Annotated in this window: 22 protein-coding genes and 1 pseudogene; 1 reads left to right on the forward strand and 22 read right to left on the reverse strand. The window is 61.8% G+C overall.

Going from position 1 to position 21216, the window contains the following annotated elements; genetic code table 11:
- The 20 genes and pseudogenes from HMPREF3048_RS03665 to rho form a co-directional block, all read right to left on the reverse strand.
- Positions 1–239 (reverse strand): annotated as a pseudogene (locus HMPREF3048_RS03665) (hypothetical protein); the annotation flags it as partial.
- Positions 240–316: 77 nt separating this feature from the next.
- A complete protein-coding gene (locus tag HMPREF3048_RS03670; RefSeq protein WP_070771227.1) occupies positions 317–1141 on the reverse strand; it encodes a tetratricopeptide repeat protein in 825 nt (274 codons plus the stop codon).
- A gap of 1 nt (position 1142) precedes the next feature.
- Positions 1143–1445, reverse strand: a complete 303-nt coding sequence (locus tag HMPREF3048_RS03675) for an MTH1187 family thiamine-binding protein (RefSeq protein WP_070452229.1) — start codon at positions 1443–1445, stop codon at positions 1143–1145.
- A gap of 21 nt (positions 1446–1466) precedes the next feature.
- Complete coding sequence (locus HMPREF3048_RS11735) at positions 1467–1754, reverse strand: hypothetical protein (RefSeq protein WP_070421850.1); 288 nt, start codon at positions 1752–1754, stop codon at positions 1467–1469.
- Positions 1755–2447: an endonuclease NucS gene (gene nucS, locus HMPREF3048_RS03680; RefSeq protein ID WP_070452226.1), complete on the reverse strand. Its 693-nt coding sequence runs from the start codon at positions 2445–2447 to the stop codon at positions 1755–1757.
- Positions 2448–2478: 31 nt separating this feature from the next.
- Positions 2479–2940, reverse strand: a complete 462-nt coding sequence (locus HMPREF3048_RS03685; RefSeq protein ID WP_083279365.1) for a DUF2550 domain-containing protein — start codon at positions 2938–2940, stop codon at positions 2479–2481.
- 164 nt (positions 2941–3104) lie between these two features.
- A complete protein-coding gene (locus HMPREF3048_RS03690; RefSeq protein ID WP_070569891.1) occupies positions 3105–3473 on the reverse strand; it encodes a F0F1 ATP synthase subunit epsilon in 369 nt (122 codons plus the stop codon).
- Between the two features lie 8 nt (positions 3474–3481).
- Complete coding sequence (gene atpD / locus HMPREF3048_RS03695) at positions 3482–4999, reverse strand: F0F1 ATP synthase subunit beta (RefSeq protein WP_224212800.1); 1518 nt, start codon at positions 4997–4999, stop codon at positions 3482–3484.
- 3 nt (positions 5000–5002) lie between these two features.
- On the reverse strand, positions 5003–5971 hold the full coding sequence (locus tag HMPREF3048_RS03700; protein ID WP_070771228.1) for a F0F1 ATP synthase subunit gamma: 969 nt from the start codon (positions 5969–5971) through the stop codon (positions 5003–5005).
- Between the two features lie 47 nt (positions 5972–6018).
- Positions 6019–7683, reverse strand: a complete 1665-nt coding sequence (atpA, locus tag HMPREF3048_RS03705) for a F0F1 ATP synthase subunit alpha (RefSeq protein WP_070421846.1) — start codon at positions 7681–7683, stop codon at positions 6019–6021.
- Positions 7684–7691: 8 nt separating this feature from the next.
- On the reverse strand, positions 7692–8525 hold the full coding sequence (locus HMPREF3048_RS03710; RefSeq protein WP_070771229.1) for a F0F1 ATP synthase subunit delta: 834 nt from the start codon (positions 8523–8525) through the stop codon (positions 7692–7694).
- A 5-nt stretch (positions 8526–8530) separates the two neighbouring features.
- Positions 8531–9103, reverse strand: a complete 573-nt coding sequence (locus HMPREF3048_RS03715) for a F0F1 ATP synthase subunit B (RefSeq protein ID WP_070771230.1) — start codon at positions 9101–9103, stop codon at positions 8531–8533.
- A 46-nt stretch (positions 9104–9149) separates the two neighbouring features.
- Positions 9150–9395 (reverse strand): ATP synthase F0 subunit C, encoded by a 246-nt coding sequence (locus HMPREF3048_RS03720; RefSeq protein ID WP_042406503.1) that lies wholly within the window; start codon positions 9393–9395, stop codon positions 9150–9152.
- A 100-nt stretch (positions 9396–9495) separates the two neighbouring features.
- Positions 9496–10290: a F0F1 ATP synthase subunit A gene (atpB, locus tag HMPREF3048_RS03725; RefSeq protein WP_070421843.1), complete on the reverse strand. Its 795-nt coding sequence runs from the start codon at positions 10288–10290 to the stop codon at positions 9496–9498.
- A 356-nt stretch (positions 10291–10646) separates the two neighbouring features.
- Positions 10647–11078, reverse strand: coding sequence for a Cg1360 family ATP-synthase-associated protein (locus HMPREF3048_RS03730; RefSeq protein WP_070421842.1), 432 nt, complete (start codon positions 11076–11078; stop codon positions 10647–10649).
- A 6-nt stretch (positions 11079–11084) separates the two neighbouring features.
- Positions 11085–12278 (reverse strand): MraY family glycosyltransferase, encoded by a 1194-nt coding sequence (locus tag HMPREF3048_RS03735; RefSeq protein ID WP_070421841.1) that lies wholly within the window; start codon positions 12276–12278, stop codon positions 11085–11087.
- An 18-nt stretch (positions 12279–12296) separates the two neighbouring features.
- The gene (locus HMPREF3048_RS03740) at positions 12297–12953 is read right to left on the reverse strand and encodes an L-threonylcarbamoyladenylate synthase (RefSeq protein WP_070421840.1); all 657 of its coding nucleotides are present in this window, start codon (positions 12951–12953) and stop codon (positions 12297–12299) included.
- A gap of 23 nt (positions 12954–12976) precedes the next feature.
- Positions 12977–13840, reverse strand: coding sequence for a peptide chain release factor N(5)-glutamine methyltransferase (prmC, locus tag HMPREF3048_RS03745; protein ID WP_070771231.1), 864 nt, complete (start codon positions 13838–13840; stop codon positions 12977–12979).
- Positions 13827–14906: a peptide chain release factor 1 gene (gene prfA / locus HMPREF3048_RS03750; RefSeq protein ID WP_070569885.1), complete on the reverse strand. Its 1080-nt coding sequence runs from the start codon at positions 14904–14906 to the stop codon at positions 13827–13829. Before prfA ends, prmC begins: the two co-directional genes overlap by 14 nt.
- Positions 14906–16732, reverse strand: a complete 1827-nt coding sequence (rho, locus tag HMPREF3048_RS03755) for a transcription termination factor Rho (protein ID WP_070771237.1) — start codon at positions 16730–16732, stop codon at positions 14906–14908. The genes prfA and rho overlap by 1 nt, the downstream gene beginning before the upstream one ends.
- A 320-nt stretch (positions 16733–17052) precedes the next feature.
- On the opposite strand from rho, the gene HMPREF3048_RS03760 reads away from it, so the two are divergent.
- A complete protein-coding gene (locus HMPREF3048_RS03760; protein ID WP_070771238.1) occupies positions 17053–18783 on the forward strand; it encodes a long-chain fatty-acid--CoA ligase in 1731 nt (576 codons plus the stop codon).
- Between the two features lie 62 nt (positions 18784–18845).
- Here HMPREF3048_RS03760 and thrB read toward each other — a convergent pair whose 3' ends face one another.
- Together thrB and HMPREF3048_RS03770 are read right to left on the reverse strand one after the other, a co-directional pair.
- Positions 18846–19775: a homoserine kinase gene (gene thrB, locus HMPREF3048_RS03765; RefSeq protein WP_070452200.1), complete on the reverse strand. Its 930-nt coding sequence runs from the start codon at positions 19773–19775 to the stop codon at positions 18846–18848.
- A gap of 14 nt (positions 19776–19789) precedes the next feature.
- Entirely contained in the window at positions 19790–21142 is a 1353-nt protein-coding gene (locus HMPREF3048_RS03770) for a homoserine dehydrogenase (protein WP_070771232.1), read from the reverse strand.
- Between the last annotated feature and the right edge of the window lie 74 nt (positions 21143–21216).

Consider the following 21216-nt stretch of genomic DNA (forward strand, 5'->3'; position numbering starts at 1 on the left):
GCGATACGCCGCTCGATCAGTGCGAGCTCGTCCAGAGAGAACGCCCGAGCACGCGTAGCTGCCACCGCCTGTTTGCGCGTGAACTTGGTGCGCCCGAAGTACACATCCCGCAGCCGCGACCAGGCACGCGCACGATCCGGTGCAAAGCCCGAGGCGAGTGCAACATCAAGGTCGAAATCAGCCAGCGTCTCTAACGCTGCGGCCGACATCGCCTGCACTAACACCTCGAACGAATTCATGCCCAAGACGCTAGACCAAACTCGCAACCCACCCCCGCGAGCCTGTGAAATTTGCGAATTCGCCCCTGTGGATAACTCTAAAACAGCGAGCTAGCGAGCCTAGTGCGCGCCGAAATCACGCGTGGGTCGTCGGGAGCAAGCAACGTCAACAGTTCGAGCAGACGCTCCTTCGCACGCGGCTCCGTCTTCACCATGCCGAGCAACAGATCAAAGGCACCTTCCGGATCCCCACCGACAAACTGCGCATCCGCGGCGAGCAGCTGCTGCTCCACCTCATCCACCGCGTCGCCGTCGCCGTCCTGGTCGTTGAGCCGCTTGAGTACGGCGACGGTGTTCTTGGCTTGTTTGACATCGGTGTTGGTGGGGTCGTCGGCAAGGATGGCGTCGTAAAGCGCAGTTGCGCGATCGAAGTCGCCGGCGTTGAGGGCGGCGGTGGCGTCGTCGAGACGCGGATCCTGCGCAGGCTCCTCGCCACCAAGCCCCTGGAGTTGGCCGCCAAGCTGGGCAACGATCTGGCCGATCCACTGCTCCAACTGGTCGGCCGGCTGATTGCCCTCAAAGTTGGCCACTGGGCGTCCTGCGGCAAGCGCGACCACGGTGGGCAACACGCGCACGCCGAGCATCTGTGCCACCTGCGGGGTGGCATCCGCGTCGATGTAGGCGACCATAAACTGCTGCTGCCCCGCCGCGAGCCGCTCGAACGTGGCCTTGAGCGCGACAGAATCTTCAGAACGGTCCGTGCCCACCATGAGGATCACAGGGATCTGCTTGGACCGCTCAAACGCAACCGCCTCAACGTTGGTGGCGTTGACGGTGACAAACGGCTGAAAGTCGCCAGGCTCAGGCTGCTGCGCCAGCGCGCCTAAGTCAATAGCGCCGCCGGTGAACTGCGGGTTGGTCATGCTAATCCTCCAGGTGCTTGTTCAGCGACTCGATCTTCTGGTGCAACATGTCCGTGTAGCCGGGCCGAATATCAGCCTTGACCACGAGCGACACGCGTGGAGAAACCTCCTCCACCGCCTGGGTGGCACGCTTAATCACGTCCATGACCTCGTCCCACTCGCCCTCGATGGTGGTGAACATGGCGGTGGTCTCGTGCGGCAGCCCGGACTCCCGGACGACCTTCACGGCGCGTGCCACGATGTCGGACATTTCGGCGTTGGAATTTTCCGTCAAGGTCGGTGCGACCGAAAACGCTGCAATCATGCGGCCCAGTCTAACGCCCGCTTATCGACGACCCCAGCAATGCTTATGCCAATGCCTCCGATCATCGACTCCCCTGCCGGAATCCCGCGGCCATGCCACCACATGCGACACACCGGGAGGAATGTTCTGGTTGCACCCTGGACAAATGTAGAACTTCGTTGCGGCTGCCGAGCCGATCTGGCGGACCTTGAATATCTCGCCATTCGTCCACTTCGGCCCCTCCATCTCCTGGGTGCCGATAAAGGTCGACCCGTCACGCGGCAGGACGTAGCGCGGCGACTGGTACTGGCGGCGATTCTTGCGTGGCATTTAGAACAATCGCAGTTCGTTCGATTCGATGCCGCGCAGTTCGTCGTAGTCGAGGGTCACGCAATCGAATCCGCGGTCGCTGGCAAGCGTGCGCGCCTGCGGCTTGATCTCCTGGGCGGCGAACACGCCACGCACAGGCCGCAGCAACTCGTCGCGGTTGAGCAACTCGACGTAACGGGTGAGCTGCTCGACGCCGTCGATGCCACCGCGACGTTTCACCTCCACCGCAACCGTTCCGCCACGCGGGTCACGGGCCAAAATATCGACCGGGCCGATCGCAGTTGGGTACTCGCGGCGGACAAGTTCGTAGCCCTCGCCGAGCGTCGAAATGTGCTCAGCCAACAACTCCTGCAGGTGTGCCTCGACGCCATCCTTGACCAGGCCGGGATCGACGCCGAGGTCACGTGATTCGTCGAGAAGCACCTCTGCGATGGTGATGCGTAACTGTTCACCCTTGGAATTTTCGACGATCCACAGCTCCTCACCAGTGTCATCGCCATCCATATCAACAACGTTTTCCACCCGCAGCGTGCACGGCGGCATCATCCAATTCAACGGCTTATACGCGCGGTCATCGGCGTGGACGGACACAGAGCCGTCCGCTTTCACCAGGATGAGACGCAGCGCTTCAGGCAGGTGGGCATCGAGGCGACCCACATAATCAACAGAACAACGGGCGATGACTAGACGCATGCGCCCAAGGGTACCGTTGCGACGAACGCCGCTAACGCTCGGTCTCTCGCTGGGCGCGCTCCTCAAGTGAGCGCATATCGGTGCGCTCGGCGCGTACGTCCGGGGCCGATTCAATCCACGAGATAAAACCCATCTGCGTGCGACGATCAGCAGCAAATTCGATACCGCCATCGGGCGAATCGACCTGCAGAATCTTCGCAATATCGGGCATAAACTGGCGCTCATCTGCCGTCACGTCCCGCAAGCCTGTGAATTGCAGCAGGCGTCGGTCCGCGACCATATCGTGCGTAAACGACAAAGAGCGCAGCTTGTAAAACAGCATGCGCTCCCCGTCGTACCTCAAGACACCATGGCGCCAGCCATGGATGCCTTCAGCCGGCATCTGGCGGATCATGGCACGGGAACCGCTACCGCGGACCATGCTGAACCGCCAAATGGCAGACGCCGCAAACGTGGCCACCACAAGCACAGCCACGGCAACGACGAACACCATTGTTTCAACCTCCAGACAGCGGGTAATGCGCAATATCTTAACGCCCTTTGTGTCTTTTATGCGCACGCTGCGCGAGTGGGGGCATAGAAAAACGCCCCCATCCGAATGTGTATCCGGATGGGGGCGCTGGTCAGGCCGGCGTTACGCCTTCCTCGGCGCAGCGACTAGTGCGCGTTGCGACGAACGGCCGCCAGCTCCGCCTCCGAGCGAGCCTGTACGACCCTGTCCTCGTTGTCGAGGTTGGACTCTGCGACGGCGGAGTCAACCTCGTCGGCGAAGATGGCGTAGTCCGCGAGGACTGTCACCTTGTCGCCGACAACGGAGAGGAACCCACCCTGTACGGCCGCGACGATACGCTCGCCACCGATCGGGCGGATGGTTACCACACCGTTGTCCTTGAGCTGCCCCAAGAGCGGCTCGTGCCCAGGAAGGATACCGATCTCACCCTCCGTAGTCTGAGCGGTGACGATGCTTGCCGGACCTTTCCAGAGCAGGCGGTCAACCGAGACCAGTTGAGCGGTAAGTTCAGCCATGGTTCCTCCTACGCCTGCAGCTTCTTGTATGCAGCCTCGACGTCGTCCAAGCCACCCAGGCCGTTGAATGCCTGCTCTGGGTAGTGGTCGAACTCGCCCTCGCAGAGCTTGTCGAATGCGTCGATCGTCTCTTCCAGCGGGACGTAGGAACCCTCGTCGCCAGTGAACTTCTTTGCGACGAAGAAGTTCTGGCCCAGGAAGCGCTGGATCTTACGTGCGCGCTGCACGGTGATCTTGTCTTCCTCAGAGAGCTCGTCCATACCGAGGATGGCGATGATGTCCTGCAGTTCCTTGTTCTTCTGCAGAATGCCGATCACCTTCTGAGCGACGTTGTAGTGACGCTCGCCAACGATGCCCGGCTCAAGGATGCGCGACGTGGAGGTCAGCGGATCCACTGCCGGGTAGATGCCCTTCGACGCGATCGAACGGGAAAGCTCGGTGGTCGCATCGAGGTGGGCGAAGGTGGTTGCCGGAGCCGGGTCGGTGTAGTCGTCAGCCGGCACGTAAACAGCCTGCAGCGACGTAATCGAACGGCCCTTGGTCGAGGTAATGCGCTCCTGGAGCACACCCATCTCGTCGGCAAGAGTCGGCTGGTAACCCACGGCGGAAGGCATACGGCCCAGAAGGGTCGATACCTCGGAACCTGCCTGGGTGAAGCGGAAGATGTTGTCGATGAACAGCAGCACGTCCTGGTTCTGCACATCGCGGAAGTACTCCGCCATGGTCAGGCCGGACAGGGCCACGCGCATACGAACCCCTGGCGGCTCATCCATCTGGCCGAAGACAAGCGCGGTATCCGGAAGCACGCCCATGTCCTCCATCTCGAGGAACAGGTCGGTGCCCTCACGGGTGCGCTCGCCGACGCCGGCGAAGACCGAAGTACCGGAGAACTCGCGTGCAATACGCGTAATCATCTCCTGGATCAGAACGGTCTTACCAACACCTGCACCACCGAACAGGCCGATCTTGCCACCCTTAACGTACGGGGTGAGCAGGTCGATGACCTTAATACCGGTTTCGAGGATCTCGGTCTTACCTTCGAGGTCCTTGAAGGCCGGCGGCTCGCGGTGGATGCCCCAGCGCTCACCGGTCTGACCGACCGACGGGTCGTCCAGGCACTGGCCGAGTGCGTTGAACACGTGGCCCTTGACCTGGTCGCCGACCGGGACAGAAATCGGGTTGCCGGAGTCCGACACCTTGGCGCCACGGACGAGGCCGTCCGTCGGAGCCATGGCGATCGTGCGCACGAGGTTGTCACCCAGGAACTGGGCGACCTCGAGCACGATGGTGCGGGACATCTCGCCGAGGTCAATGTCGACCTCGAGAGCGTTGTACAGAGCGGGCAGCTCGCCACGCGGGAACTCCACGTCGACGACTGCACCAATGACGCGCACGACACGGCCGTTCTCAGAACCGCGCGGGTTCTGAGTGTTCTCGACCCGATCTGCGGTCTGGGTGTCGGCCTCAGGAAGCGCCGCACCCGCCAGATCGTCGTTGCGCTCATCAAAAGAGTGAGCAGTAGTCATGATTTAGTCACTTTCTCCACTACCGGACAGCGCACCAGCGCCGCCGATAATCTCGGTGATTTCCTGGGTGATCTTCGCCTGACGGACCTGGTTTGCCTCGCGAGACAAATCGTTGGCCAGTTCGGTGGCGTTATCGGTCGCATTCTTCATTGCCGTGCGGCGCGATGCCGACTCGGCGGCCGCTGCTTCCAGGAAGATCGAGTAGAGCAACCTGGAAACGTAGACCGGCAGCAGCTCATCCATGAGCGTGTCCGGGTCCGGTTCAAAGTTCATGTCCGGGCTGACTTCACCAGAGTTGGTCAGCATGTCTTCCTGTTCGTACTTGAACTCTTCCAGGACCGGCTCGATCGGCAGAAGCTGATCGACGCGTGCCTCCTGGGAAAGCATGGATACGAACTCGGTGTAGACAACGTGGACAACATCGAAACCGCGAACAGCCTCGCCCGTTTCGCCATTCTGGCGAAGCGGGACGGTGGCCTCGGAGCCAGCCATGTAGCCGTCGATCATCTGGTGGCGCACGTCGTGCGTGTCCTCCCAAGACGGCTGCTGCGAGAATCCGGTCCATGATCCCGCGACATCCATGTCACGGAACTTGAAGTGCGTCACGCCCTTGTTACCGGTGACGTAACGAACCACCTCGTAACCTGCGTCGGTCAGCATGCGCTCAAGCTGCGCAGCCTTCTTCAGCACGTTGTGGTTGTAGCCGCCGGCCATACCGCGGTCAGAGGTGACCACGAGGATTGCCGCGACCCGGCCGTTCTCACGCTCGTGGAGCATGGGGTGGGCCAGGGAGCTCGCGGACGCGAGGCGTTCCATGACGTCTTTGAGCTCGTCGGCGTACGGCTTAGCCGCCTCGACGCGCTGCTGGGCCTTGGTGATCTGCGCGGTGGCGATCAGTTCCTGGGCCTTTGTAATTTTCTTCGTGGAGTTGACGGACCTGATGCGGTCACGCAATTCGCGAAGCGTTGCCATGGTGTTTCCTCCCTTCCTTTATGTAGTAGTCCTAGAACCGACTGGCACTAGGAGCGGCTGACGTTGAGCTGGTTCTTCGCAACCTGGCCGGAGTCAAGCGGCTCGTGCTCGGCCTCGCGGACAATGCGCTCGCCGGAGGATGCCTGGAAGTTACGTGCCAGGTCCTCGTTGACGCGGCGGATTGCGGCCTGCGAGTCGTCGTCAAGCTGCTTGCCACCAGCGATCTGGTCATAGACCTGCGGTGCATTGGCCTTGATGGCCTCGTGCAGCTCGGTCTCGTAGCGGCGGACGTCCTCAACGGGAACGACGTCGAAGACGCCTTCGTTGGCAGCCCAGATCGAGATGATCTGGAACTCCACCGGCTGCGGCGCGTGCTCGGACTGCTTGAGCAGCTCGACCAGGCGCTGGCCGCGCTCGAGCTGCTTCTTGGAAGCGGCGTCGAGGTCGGAAGCGAACGCAGCGAAGGCCTCGAGGTCACGGTATGCCGCGAGGTCCAGACGCAGGTTACCGGCGACCTTCTTCATACCCTTGGTCTGTGCGGCGCCACCGACACGGGACACGGAGATACCCACGTCAATAGCCGGGCGCACGCCCTGGTTGAAGAGATCGGACTGGAGGAAGACCTGGCCGTCGGTAATCGAGATGACGTTGGTCGGAATGAAGGCACCGACGTCGTTCGCCTTGGTCTCGATGATCGGCAGTGCGGTCAGGGAGCCTGCGCCGAGCTCGTCGTTAAGCTTTGCGGCACGCTCCAGCAGGCGGGAGTGCAGGTAGAACACATCGCCCGGGTATGCCTCGCGGCCCGGCGGGCGGCGAAGCAGCAGCGAAATGGCACGGTATGCCTCTGCCTGCTTGGTCAGGTCATCGTAGATCACCAGGACGTGCTTGCCCTGGTACATCCAGTGCTGGCCCAGTGCTGCACCGGAGAACGGTGCGAGCCACTTAAAGCCTGCGGAGTCGGATGCCGGAGCAGCCACGATCGTGGTGTACTCCAGCGCACCGGCCTCCTCCAGCGTCTGGCGAACGCCAGCGATGGTGGAGCCCTTCTGGCCGACGGCGACGTAGATGCAGCGCACCTGCTTCGACGGGTCGCCGGTCTCCCAGAACTCCTTCTGGTTCAAAATGGTGTCAATGCAAACCGCGGTCTTACCGGTCTTGCGGTCACCAATGACGAGCTGGCGCTGGCCACGGCCGATCGGGGTCATGGCGTCAATCGCCTTCATACCCGTCTGCAGTGGCTCTTCGACCGGCTGGCGGTCGAGAACGCCTGCGGCCTGGAGTTCCAGTGCACGCTCTTCGTCGGATTCGATTGGGCCAAGGCCGTCAATCGGCTGACCCAGGGGGTTAATCACGCGGCCGAGGAAGTTCTCGCCGACCGGGATGGAGAGGACCTCGCCGGTCCGCTTGACTTCGTCGCCCTCGGAAAGGGTCTCGAAGTTACCCAGCACCACGACACCGATGGAATCGGTCTCAAGGTTCTGGGCGACGCCGATGACGCCGTTGGGGAACTCGAGCAGCTCGTTCGTCATGCAGCCCGGCAGCCCAGAAACCTGGGCAATACCGTCTGCGGCCGAAGTCACCACGCCGACCTCCTCACGGGAGGCCTCCGCAGAGTAGCTCGAGGTGTAGTTCGCTATCGCGCTACGGATCTCATCGGAGGAGATCGTCAGCTCCGCCATGTTCTTCCTGCTCTCGGTAGTTTTATCCAGCATATTGTTAATTATTTAGCCGCCTGGGCTGCCATATCGGTACGGAGACGCTCGATCTTGCCGCGCGTCGAACCGTCGATGACCTCATCGCCCACACGAACCACCATTCCGCCGAGGAGGCTGGGGTCAACCTCAGAGTGGATGGCGATCTCGCGGCCGTAAATCTGCTCCAGCTTGCGGGCCAGTGCGTCACGCTGGGTGTCGTTCAACGCCTCAGCGGTCTTCACACGTGCAACCGACTTGCCGCGCATCTCCGCAACGTTTTCTGCCAGTTCGGCGAGATCGTCGACGGGGTTGTGGTGCGGCCGGCCGATGACCTGCAAGGCCAGGGCCTCGGTGAACATTGTCACCTTGCCGTAAATCACGCTAGCTAGCAGTCCGCGCTTCTGCGCAGCGGTTGCGGTGCGGTCGGACAGGAGCTGCGTGAGCTCCTTTTCGTCCTCGAGGAGGACGGACAGTTGGTAGAGCTCGTTTTCGACCTGCTCCAACTGGCCCTGTTCCTGTGCACCCTTCTGCAGTGCGATGCGACCCAGGTTGATCAGACCTGCGCGGAACTCGCGCGGAGTCGACCACTCCTGCTCCGCTGCTGCGGTGAGGATGTTCAGGGTGGGTTCCGCCACCTTGCCACCGAAAACGTCCTTCACCATGCCGGCGCGCTGGCCGGGTTCAAGGGACGTATCGGCGATAGCCACGCGCAGGGCACGCTCGGTGTCGAGCTGGTCCACGATGAGGAACAGTTCGGTGCCGATCTGTGCTGCGGTGGCGACTGCGTTGTCGGCGCTGCCGATCAGTGATTCGAGCTGACCGGTGACGTGCGACTGTGCTTCGCGACTAGCTGCCTTCATCTCGCCTACTTTCTCGTCGAGACGTGATCGAGCTCGGAGAGGAACTCATCGATCGTGTTCGAGCGACGGGTCGTGTCCGACAGCTCGGTGCCCAGCAGACGCTCTGCCAGCGAGATGGAGTTCTGGCCCATCTCGTTGCGCAGTTCTGCGACAACCTGGTCGCGAGCTGCTTGCAGTTGCTTCTCGCCTGCCTCGATGATGCGGCGGGCTTCTTCCTCGGCACGGGCACGGGACTCTGCCTCGATTTCCTTGCCGCGGGCACGCGCTGCCTCACGGATTTCAGCGGCCTCGTGGCGCGCCTCCGCAAGCTCAGCGTTGTTCTTCTCCAGGGCAGCCTTGGCTTCCTTTTGGGCGACTTCAGCACGCTCGATGCCGCCCTTGATTCGGTCTTCGCGCTCTGCCAGCACTTCCTGGAACTTCGGAATAACGTACTTCCAGAAAAGCAGGCCGATGATGATGAAAACGACAAGAGACCAAACCACGTCGTACGCGGCCGGGACGAGAATGGATGGTTCATTCTCGAGCGGCAGCTTCTCGGAGCCTTCTGCGGCTGCGAGGAATGCAGTGACGTTAGTCATTGGTTGCTCCTGATCTAAAAATGGACGGGGTTATTCGTTCTTGTTTTTAGAACAGGAAGCCGGCAACGAGGCCGATCAGGGCAAGTGCCTCAACGAAGGCGATACCCAGGAACATGGTGGTACGGAGCTGGCCAGCCATCTCCGGCTGACGTGCCATGCCCTCGACGGTCTTGCCGACGAGGATGCCGATGCCGAGGCCCGGGCCGATGGTTGCAAGGCCGTAGCCGATGGTGCCGAGACCCTCGTAGCGGTTCACGGTCTCCGCTGCCTGAGCAAGAATGATGTCGTTCATGTGAAAGTCGTTCCCTTTCTAGGTGCCTCCCCGCAGGCCGCGGGAAAGCGTGTGACAGATGTTGGGGGTTATTCAGTTGGCCGTGTGTGGTCGCGCTTTGTTAGTGCGCATCCGCGTGCAGCGACAGCTCGATGTACACCGCAGTCAGCAGGGCGAAGATGTACGCCTGCAGGAAGATGATGATCAACTCGTATGCGGTGAACAGCAGTGCTGCGATCAGGGTCAGGCCACTCACTGTCGTCCATGCGTTCAGCTGCCAGAAGAAGAAGTTCGTGGCGGAGTAGAGCAGGACAAGAATGATGTGGCCAGCCAGGAAGTTCGCCATAAGACGAAGCGCCAGGGTGACCGGACGCAGAATGAACGTCGAGAAGAACTCGATCGGCACCACGAGAATGTGGAGCGCCGGCGGAAGGCCGGGGATGACGGTCGAGTGCTTGAAGTACGCAGCGCCATAACGCTTGACGCCGGCGTAAATCATTGCAATGTAGGCCGCAACTGCCAGCACGACCGGCATGCCGATACGCGCGTTAGGCGAGATGTTGAGGCCTGGGATGATCGTCGCCGCGTTCATGAACAGAATGGAGAAGAAGATGGTGCACAGCAGCGGCAGGAACCGCTTGCCGTCCTTCTTGCCCAAGGTGTCTTCCGCGATGTGAATGCGGACGAAGTCGACGCCGATCTCGGCGAAATTCTGCAGGCCCTTCGGAACCAGCTTCGGGTTCCTAAAGGCGATAACAAAGAGGAGCACCAGGATCGCCGCAATTAGGAGGCGGACGAGCATGATGCGGTCCAGTGCGAACCACCCATTGGCAAATTCCTCACCAATGATATGGCCGTACGTTTGCCCCGGGAAAAATTCTGGACCAAGCGCAGGTGCGTGAAACTCACCCTTCATGGCCAAAGTTGTAACGCTCAGCGTTCTCTCCCGTTCTCGGGCCGCTCCCCGGTTCCCCGGAGGGCGGTGCGATGGACGTCTTCATCAGGCTGCCTCCGCGGCGGACTCCGTCGCACATCTGCTTCCGCGGGGCAGGGGATGTCGTTCCCCGGCCGGTTTCGCCTGCACATCAGGGGTAACGCCAGCCTGGAACAAACCCAGCGGATATCCTAACAGGACATCAGGAGAATGTGGGTTTTACCTGTGCCATTGTCCCCCCACCAAGGTGACTTTTAAGGGTTTTTACCCCTAATCACCCAGCTTGCACGACTTTCTAGCGGATTGTTAGGTCTGTCACAGGGTCCCCACACTCTGTGTTAGTTGAGGTACGTGGTGCGTGTGGTGAGCACACCCCAGGCTTCGGCGGCGAGTGCAACGACGAGTGCTGCGATCGTCGTCACGCCAAATGCTCGATGGTCGTAGAAGTCGAATCCACGGATCCACAGCAGGAAGATTGCGAGCAGCCCCATCTTCAGTAGCCAGCCGCCGAGGACAACTGCCATGGTGGTGTTTGGGGATGAGTTTGAGGTTGCGAGGACAGACACCGTGGTTGCGAGTACGAACGCACCGCCGACGGCGACTCCCATCAGCGCGGCCCAGATGCCGGGCAGTTCGCGGGTCGCGCCCCATGCCATGAGCGAGACGACCGTAAGCACGACGAGTGCCCATCCCGCGACCTTCAGTGCGCGGATGAGCGGCTGACGATGATCACTGACCTGGGACGTGTCATTGACTTCGAGCGGTTCCATGCTGGGTCATCCTACAGACTGAGCAGGGTTGCTTTTCGACGACGCCACCGCACCGTCCCCACCACGCCGCGGGCCAATCTTGCCTTCCGCAAGTGGAACCAGAGTGAGCACGAAAGAAAAAACAAGCGCGACAACGGTGAAGATCACTGCGATGCGCACCGGCACGACGGAAAAACTGACCGCGCCGAAGGCGACGGCGGAGACCCACAGGTACAGCACCAGAACAGTGCGGCGGTGCGTATGCCCAAGGCGGAGCAAACGGTGATGGATATGGCCTGCGTCTGCCTGGAACGGGCTTTGGCCGCGGGCTGTTCGTCGCACAACGGCCCAAATCAGGTCGAGGACCGGCAGGGCAATCGCGGCGAGCACGACGATGATCGGGCTAATGAGTGCTACCAGGTCTGCGGCCCCGTAGAGCGACATGTTGATCTTGCCCGATGCGGAGATCGACGCTGCGGCAAGCAGCAGCCCGATGAGCATGGCACCGGAGTCCCCCATGAAGATGCGCGCCGGTTCGAAGTTGTGGGGCAAAAAGCCGGCGCAGATACCGACGAGCAACGTGCAGATAATCGCCGGCGGGTACGCGGAGACCGCCCCGCCCTGGTCATGGAGAACTGACAGCGAATAGACGAGGATCGCCATCCCGGCGATCATGCCCAGCCCTGCGGCGAGTCCGTCGATGCCGTCAACGAAATTCACTGCGTTGATCAGCAGCACAGTAAACAGTGCACTCAAGACCATGCCCTGGACTTCATCCAAAATCAGGGTGGTGCCCTCCCCGATTGGAACGTAAAACACCGTAAAGGCAATCCCCAAGATGGACATGATGATCGCAGCAGCGAATTGCCCGATGAGTTTGGGTAACGCGCCGAGCTCGTAGAGGTCATCAACAATTCCGACAGCAACGACGGCGGCACCGCCGACGAGCACTGCAGTCATCTCTGGAGTGACTGGAGCGAACCCGCGGGTCAGTGCGGGCAGTTGCTGCGCGAGAACAAACGCGCCAGCAAACCCTGTAAACATGGCCAGCCCACCGAGCGACGGTGTTGGCTGCGTGTGAACGTCGCGCTGGCGGATCTCCGCGACGCGTCCTGTGCGCACGAGAGCTGAACGCACCACACCTGTGGCCAGGTACGTGATCGCAGCCGCGACGAGTAGCACGAGTGCGAGCTCGCGAAGTGGCACACCAGCTCCGGACATCCCCTGAAAACTCCCCCGCTACTTTCGACGCAACGACTCTGGGTCAAGCCCTAAGACTTCACCAATGCGCTCGACCGGGATCGCGCCTTCGCGCAAAATCACCGGCTGAGGCTTCGAAATATCAATGATGGTCGAAGGAGTGCCAACCTCGGCCTCTCCCCCGTCGAGGTACACGCCAATCGCATCACCAAACTGCGCCTTGGCCTCTGCTGCGGTCTGTGCCGGCGGGTTGCCGGAGATGTTGGCAGACGACACCGCCATCGGTCCGGTTTCTTGCAACAGTTCAAGTGCGAGCGGTTGGTTCGGCATGCGTAGCAGCACGGTGCCACGTGTATCGCCAAGGTTCCACGGCAGACTCGGTGCCTCAGGCACGACGATGGACAACCCACCGGGCCAGAACGCCTCCACGAGTGTCTTCGCGGTGTCGGAAAACTCCCGCACGAGCCCCTGGATGGTCGACCAGCTGCCCACGAGCACCGGCACAGGCATGTCGGGGCCACGGCGCTTGGTAGCCAACAGCGTGGCTACGGCATCGTTATTGAAGGCGTCGCAGCCGATTCCGTAGACGGTGTCTGTCGGCAGGACGACGCAACGGCCGGCTCGCACAGCGTCCGCAGCCGCGCGCACCGCGTCGTCGCGAACCTGCGGATCAAGGCAGTTATAGATCGCGGACATAGTGCTCCTTCATGTTCTGAAAGTTACCGGGCTAGCTTACTCGCCATGACAAACCGGGCTCGGCCGGTCAGGTCCTCGACCACACTCGGCGGGCCGAATGCGCCGTGGTCGCGCACCACGTCTTGTACGTCCTCCGACGTGGAATCATCATGCTCAATGCCGAGGTGCCCTCCCGGACGCAGCAGCCTTGCCGCAACCGGAACGAGCCCCCGAATTGCATGCATCCCGTCCGCGCCGGAGAACACCGCCTCATGAGGGTCGGCGTAGACCTCCACATCTAAGTCACCGGTTTCTGGCACGTACGGCGGGTTGGTGACGACGATGTCGACGGCACCGTCGAGTTCCCGAAGCAACTCCGGATCGGTCATATCCCCTGGGACAATGCGTATCGACGACGCGTAGTCCCCCACATTTCGCTCCAAGTACGTCCGCGCCTGAGGCGAACGCTCGACCGCGATTACCTGAGCGCGCGGGCACGCCCGGGCGATCGTGATGGCCAACGCACCCGAGCCGGAGCCTAAGTCCACGACGGTTGGGGATTCGGGCGAGGTGGTGTCGTCGCTAAGCAAACGCACCGCCCACTGAGCGAGCACTTCCGTTTCTGGCCGCGGGATAAATACCCCGGGCCCGACGGCGAGGTCGATGTCAACAAACGGTGCTGTGCCGATGATGTGCTGCAACGGCTCGCGAGCCGCGCGTCGGGCAATGAGTTTGGCGTAGGCCTCGTCGAAGTCCGTAGGCGCGTCGGCGAACATGAGCTGCATCGGCGGCACCCCGATCAAGTGCGCGGCGAGCAGGCGTGCGTCGACTTCAGGCGACGCAACGCCCGCGCCAGCAAGGGTCTGCGTGGCGCGGGCGATGGTGTCGCGGAGGCTATTCGGCTTCAAGGCGCTCCTGGCGCTCGTGCGTCTGCAGCGCCGTGATCAGATCGTCCATGTTGCCGTCGAGCACCGAGTCAAGGTTGTTGGCCTTGTAGTTAATGCGGTGATCCGAAATACGGTTCTCCGGCCAGTTGTAGGTGCGGATGCGCTCCGAGCGGTCCATCGTGCGCACCTGCGATGCGCGGCCCTCGGCCTCTTCGGCTTCCTGCTTCTCGCGCTCAATCTGGTCGAGACGAGCCTGCAGCACCTGCATCGCACGAGCACGGTTCTGGATCTGAGAACGCTCGTTCTGGCAGGTCACCACAATGCCGGTGGGCAGGTGCGTGATACGCACGGCTGAGTCGGTGGTGTTCACGCCCTGGCCACCCTTACCGGAAGAACGGTAGACGTCGACGCGCAAATCCTTCTCATCGATATTGACGCTTTCAACCTCGTCTGGCTCTGGGAAGACGTACACGCCTGCAGCGGAGGTCTGGATGCGGCCCTGCGATTCCGTCACCGGAACACGCTGGACGCGGTGCACACCACCTTCAAACTTCAGCATCGACCACGCACCGTCACGCGACGGGGTCTTCGCCTTCACCGCGACGGTCATGTCTTTCACACCACCCAGGTCAGACTCGGCAACGTCAAGGACCTCCCAGGTCAGACCATGCTTTTCGCAGTACTTCTGGTACATGCGAGCCAAATCGCCAGCGAACAGCGCGGCCTCTTCACCGCCTGCGCCTGCTTTGAGCTCCATGATGATGTCATCACCATCGTGCTCGTCGCGCGGCGCCAGCAGGTCAGCCAACTCCTCCTCGAGGCGCACAATCTCGTCCTCTAAGCGCTTGGCCTCCTCCGCGAACTCCTTGTCCTCGGAGGCCATTTCGGATGCCGCCTCGTGGTCATCGCGCGCCTGGTTCAGGGCGTTATTGACGTTGATGATCGGCTGCAGCTCCGCGTAGCGCTTGGAGAGCTTACGGAAGCGGTCCTGGTCACCAGCGACCTCCGGATCGCCCATTTGGGCCTGGATGCCTTCGTATTCGGCGACGTAGTCGTCGACAAGCGAAACATGCGATTTTTCTGCCATTAGGAGTAGTCCTCCTCAGTTTCGGCCTGCGCCATTGGTGCCGAGTTCGCCACACCAATGAGGAACTCGCCGTTCGTCTTGGTCTTCTTCAACTGCTTGATCAGCATGTCAATGGACTGCTGCGGATCAAGCGCAGACAGGATGCGGCGCAGCTTGTGCATGACGCGCGCCTCCTCCGGGCTCATCAGCAGCTCGTCCTTGCGGGTGCCGGACGGGTTGACGTCCACAGCCGGGAACACGCGACGCTCCGCGATCTTGCGGTCGAGCTTGAGCTCGGCGTTGCCGGTGCCCTTGAACTCCTCGAAGATGACGGTATCGCCAGCGGAACCGGTTTCCACCATGGCCGTTGCGATAATCGTCAGCGAGCCACCCTCCTCGATGTTTCGGGCAGCGCCGAGGAAACGCTTCGGCGGGTAGAGGGCGTTGGAGTCCACACCACCGGAGAGAATGCGACCCGATGCCGGCGAGGAGTTGTTGTATGCGCGACCCAAGCGAGTAATCGAGTCGAGCAGCACCACAACGTCTTGGCCCATCTCCACCAGACGCTTCGCACGCTCGATAGCAAGCTCGGCGACAGCAGTGTGCTCTGACGGCGGACGGTCGAACGTCGAGGCAATGACCTCGCCGTTGACGCTGCGCTGCATGTCGGTAACTTCCTCCGGGCGCTCATCGACAAGCACAACCATGAGGTAGCACTCCGGGTTATTCGTGGCGATCGCGTTGGCAATGTTCTGCAGAATCGTCGTCTTACCAGCCTTCGGCGGCGACACGATCAGTGCGCGCTGACCCTTACCGATCGGCATGACCAGGTCGATCACACGCGTGGTCAGGATCTTCGGCTCAGTTTCCAGACGCAGACGACGGTTCGGGTACAGCGGGGTGAGCTTGTGGAACTCCTTGCGTCCCTTCGCATCCTCCGGAGTCTGGCCGTTGATCGTGTCGACGCGAACAACCTGGTTGTAGCTACGACGGTTACGGCCATTGCCCTGCTGGTGCGACTGTCCGTTGGCGCGAACCTGACCGGTTACCGCGTCGCCGGAGCGCAGACCCGACTGGCGGACCAGGCGCTGCGGCACGTAGACGTCCGAATTGGACTGCCGGTAGCCAGTGGTACGGATGAACGCGGAGCCGTTGTCCTGCACATCCGCGATACCTGCAACCTCCTGCAGGTCCTCCGGGTCGAAGTGCTGCTCGTTGCCGCCACCTTGGTTGTTGTTGCCGCCGTGATTGTCACGGTTGCGATTACGGTTACGACGACCGCGACGCCCACGACGACCGCCACCCTGGTGGTCGTCATCGTTATCGTCGCGGTGGTTGTTGCGGCCGCCACGGTTGTTGCCGTTGTTGCCGTTGTTACGGCCACCGCGGTCGTTATTGTCACGGTTATCACGGTTATCGCGATTGTCGCGGTTCTCGCGGTTCTCGTCGCGGTTGTCCGTGATCTCGGACTGCCCGTCCTTGCCGTCCTTCGCGTCGCTCGCGTCGCCACCCTGCGCATTGTCCTCATGCTGGTGACGCGCACGGTTTCGACGAGCACGGCGCGCTGCGGAACGCGAAGCTCCCCGCGAATCGTCGTCATTGGAATTGTCGGCCGACTTGTCAGCGTTTTCTGCAGGCTTGTCGGTCTTGTCGGCCTTGTCGGCCTTGCGCTCTGCACGCTCGGAAGCAGCTGGCGCCTCCGCGTTATCGGCCTCCGCCTTCTGCGGTGCAGCCTTCTTGGGAACCTGGCCGGTAGTAATTGCCTGGATCAACTCCCCCTTACGCAGCCCCGAAACGCCCTTCAGGCCTTTCTCGGCGGCAATTTTGCGCAGCTCCGGAATCTTCATAGCGGCCAAGTCTGCCGCGGTACCGGTGTCGGTCACGTGTGTCCTTTCGTCGCTCAACCAGCAGGTTCTCGCGTAGTTAACACGCGACGGTGCATGCTGGAAGCGGTGCGTTTCATCGGGATTGGACTGAAGTAAAACTTTGTAGCCCTGCCGGATCTCACGGGGTGCGGGAGCAAAAATCGCCGCTGTGCCCGCCATCGCATCCCCACCTGGGACAACCCCTGCCGGGTGCGGTTCGCACGATCCTGCGCAAAGTGTAGCGCATTTGCGTCCGCGGTTTAATCCGGGGCGTGTCGCATTGCTTCGCTAACATTGCCAACATGCTTTCAACGATGCAGGAAGTGCCCTTTTCCGTCGCACGCATTCTCGAATACGGCAGGACTGCGCACGCGACAACGAAGTGCACCACATGGCGCACTGATGGCGCGGAAGAAACGACGTTCGCCGAAATCGGCGCCCGCGCTTCGGCCTTCGCCCACGCCCTGCATGATGACCTCGGCATTGATAGCGATCAACGCGTCGCCACCATGCTGTACAACTGCTCTGAGCACCTCGAGGTGATGTTCGCTGTCGCCGCCAAGGGCGCTGTGTTTACGCCGCTAAATATCCAGTTGATGACGGACCAGATTGCCTACGTTGCCAACCACTCTGAGGCTGAACTGATCGTTGCCGATCCGCGTCTTGCGGAGAAGTTAGGCAACGTTGTGGAGCTTTGCCCCAAGGTTCGCGCGGTGGCATTTACAGGTGCCGAACCGATTACAGACGCCGCGGCGTATCTGCCAGAGCATGTCGCTGTGTACAGCTACGAGGAGCTTCTCGACGGCCGCTCGACAAAGTACGACTGGCCCGAACTCCCGGAGAACACCGCCGCTGCCTTGGTCTATTCAACAGCAACGACCGGCGCACCGAAGGGCGTCGCCTACTCCCACCGCGCGTTGTGGCTAGAAGCGACCGGCCTTCGCGCAACGGACTCACTGGCGGTCACGCACGGTGAGACGTTTTTGTGCTGCATCCCGATCTATCACGTGCTCAGTTGGGGCGTACCGTTCGCCGCATTTCTCGCGGGAACTCCCCTGGTTCTGCCCGATTCGGACGTGTCTGCCCCGACACTGGCAAGACTTATCGCAAGCACGCACCCGCGCGTGGCACACGGCGTGCCCACCTTGTGGATCCAGCTGATGGTGCATTACCTGCACAATCGCCCGGAACGAATGAGTCTGCAGGAGATCTTCGTCGGCGGTTCCCCTGCCCCACCGGCGCTGATCAAGGTGTGGGAGGAACGCTACGGCGTGGATATCGTCCACTGCTGGGGCATGACGGAAACCACCACGGTCGGCACAGTGGCGCGTCCGCCATCGGGCGCTTCTGGTGAGGCGCGCTGGTCCTACCGCATTTCCCAGGGACGCTTTGCCCCGTCGCTGGAATACCGCGTGGTCAACGATGGCCAGGTCATGGCGTTTAACGACTTGACCCAGGGTGAGATTCAGGTCCGCGGCAATATGGTCGCTGCAGGCTACTACCACTCACCCACGCAAGAACCGGGCGAGATCGCTTCCACCTTCCGTGGCGAAGAAGTCGACGACGTGCGCGCACACTTCACTGCCGACGGCTGGCTGCGTACCGGCGACGTAGGCACAGTCACCAACGCCGGGTTTATGACGCTCTACGACCGTGCCCGCGATGTCATTCGCTCCGGCGGCGAGTGGATCTACTCCGCACAGGTGGAAAACCTCATTATGGAGTCCGAGGAAGTCGTCGAATGCGCAGTCATCGGCATCCCGGACCCCAAGTGGGGTGAGCGACCGCTGGCGGTGACCAAGCTTCTCTCGGGCATTGAGCCGACAAAGGAGACTGCCGCACGACTCCGCGAGTCGCTCGCAGACACGTTGCCGAAGTGGATGGCGCCTGAGTATTGGACGTTTGTGGATTCAATCGACAAAACGTCCGTAGGCAAGTTTGACAAGAAGGACCTGCGCAAGCACCTGCAGCGCGAGGAGTTCGACATCATCGCCTTGCCCGGCCCAGGCAGCCGGCCGAAGGCGACATCATAATGCCGCACAAAAACGATGCCCCGGGGTACGCATGTGCACCCCGGGGCATCAAAGCATTTGCGCTAGTCGCGCAGCAGTTCTGCGGTCACCGGCCCTGCGACGTCGAGTTCGATGACGCGGAGGCCGGCGGCGCGGGCGTCGTCGAGAAGCGCAGGCTCGATGGGCTCGGTGATGAGCACGAGTGCGGTCGGACCTGCGCCAGACAGGTATGCCGCGTAGCCGCGGTTGCGCAGGCGGTTGACCCACTCCGCAGTCACCGGAAGGACGTCGGCGCGGTACGGCTGGTGCAGACGGTCGCGGGTGCCTTCAAACAGGAGGTGCGGGTGGTGCTGCAGCGCAGCCGTCATCACAGCGGTGCGCGAGACGTTGAACCGCGCATCGGTGTGGGTGACGTGGCTCGGCAGGACCTTGCGCACCGCATTGGTGGATGCGTGGAAGTCCGGGACGAGGGCTACGGCCTTGATGGACTCGTCGACAGGAATGCGCACGGCACGGTAGGAAGGCTTCGAGCGCCCATCGACCGGAATGTCGGTCCAGGACACCACTGCCCCGCCGAGCACGGATGCACCCGCGTTATCCGGGTGGCCCTCAAACTCGGAGGAAAGCTGCACGACGGTGTCCTCATCCAGCGGCGAGCCCGCGAGCGTATTCGCAGCGACGACACCTGCGGCTGCCGCGGCAGCAGACGAGCCCAGACCGCGCGATTGCGGGATCTGGTTGTGGCACACCACGCGCAGACCCGGCGCCCGCACATCCGCGGCAATCAGGCCAGAGTTGATCGCTTTGACGATCAGGTTCGAGCTATCGCGCGGCAGATCGTCGGCTCCCTCGCCGAAGATCTCCACTTCGAGGCCAGACTCGATGACTTCTACCTCGAGCGTGTCGTAGATGCTCAGCGCCAGGCCGAGGGTGTCGAAGCCGGGACCAAGGTTCGCGGACGAACCTGGCACCTTCACTCGTGCTTTCAGGCCTACTTCAAGATCGGTTGCCATGACGGAGTGCTCCTTTAAGCGTCGAGGCGGATGACGGAGTTGACGGCCTTCACATCATCGTGGCCGGTGAGCTCTTCGACGATGCCGTTCAGGGCAGCTTCACGTGCGCCGTGCGTGACGACGATCAGGTGTGCCTCGTCGCCAGACTCCTCCTGACGGACCGCGGAAAGCGACACCCCTGCCTTAGCAAAGCGAGCCGTGAGGTCTGCGAGCACGCCGACGCGGTCGTTGACGGTCATGTTGATGTGGTAGCGCGTGGTCACATCGTCAAACGCCACAATCGGGTAGTCCGCGTACGGGTTCTCCGCTGGCGCGCGGCCACCGTGGACCTTGTTACGGGCTGCACCGACAAGATCGCCCAACACTGCGGAAGCGGTTGGGGCACCGCCGGCGCCGTTGCCGTAGAACATCAGGCGGCCGGCTGCTTCTGCCTCGACGAAGATGGCGTTGTAGCTCTTGTCCACCGTTGCCAGCGGGTGCGCGTTCGGCACCAGCGTCGGGTGCACACGCGCGTTAATGCCGGTGGTGTTGCCGTTTTCGTCCAAGAGACGCTCACAGATGGCCAGCAGCTTAATCGTCTGGTTGGACTTCTTCGCTGCCGCGATGTCGTCTGCGGTGATCTTGGTGATGCCCTCGCAGTGGACGTCGTCGAACGTCACACGGGTGTGGAAGCCCATGGACGCAAGGATCGCTGCCTTGGAGGCCGCGTCGTGGCCTTCGACGTCCGCAGTCGGGTCAGCCTCGGCGTAGCCCAAACGGGTTGCCTCAGCCAGCGCCTCCTCGTAGCTCGCGCCGGTGGAAGCCATCGCGTCCAGGATGAAGTTCGTGGTGCCGTTAACAATGCCGGAGATGCGCTGCACCTGGTCGCCCGCGAGCGAACGGCGCAGCATGCCGACCACGGGGATCGCGGCAGCGACGGCTGCTTCGTAGTACAGGTCGACGCCGGCTGCGTTCGCCGCGTCTGCTAACTCGGAGCCGTGTGCCGCGACAAGTGCCTTATTCGCAGTTACGACAGACTTGCCGGCGTTGAGAGCCTCAAGCACCAGCTTGCGTGGATAATCAATACCGCCGATGAGCTCAACGACAATGTCTACGTCGTCGCGTGTGACCAGTTCGCTCGCATCCGCAGTCAAGTAAAGTCCCTGGACTTCAGGCGCGTTCTTGTGCTTGTCCACGTCGGAGACAGCCACGCCACGGACCTCGATCGGGCCACCGATGCGATTTTCCAAGTTCGAAGAGAATTCGCTGAGCAGGCGCAGCACTTCCGTGCCCACGGTGCCCTTACCCAACACGGCAATACCCACCGGGGTACCGATGCCCTTGCCGGGGTAGTTTCCGTTGATGCCTTCAGCGCTGGCAACTGTCATGGTCAGGATGCTCCTTTTCGTTGCTGCAAAGTACAGGTTTGAACCGCTTGGTCTACTATCGCTTAAGCAAGCAC

Origin of the sequence: Corynebacterium sp. HMSC075D04 (genome assembly GCF_001815635.1) — a bacterium.
GTDB classification, from domain to species: Bacteria; Actinomycetota; Actinomycetes; order Mycobacteriales; family Mycobacteriaceae; genus Corynebacterium; species Corynebacterium coyleae.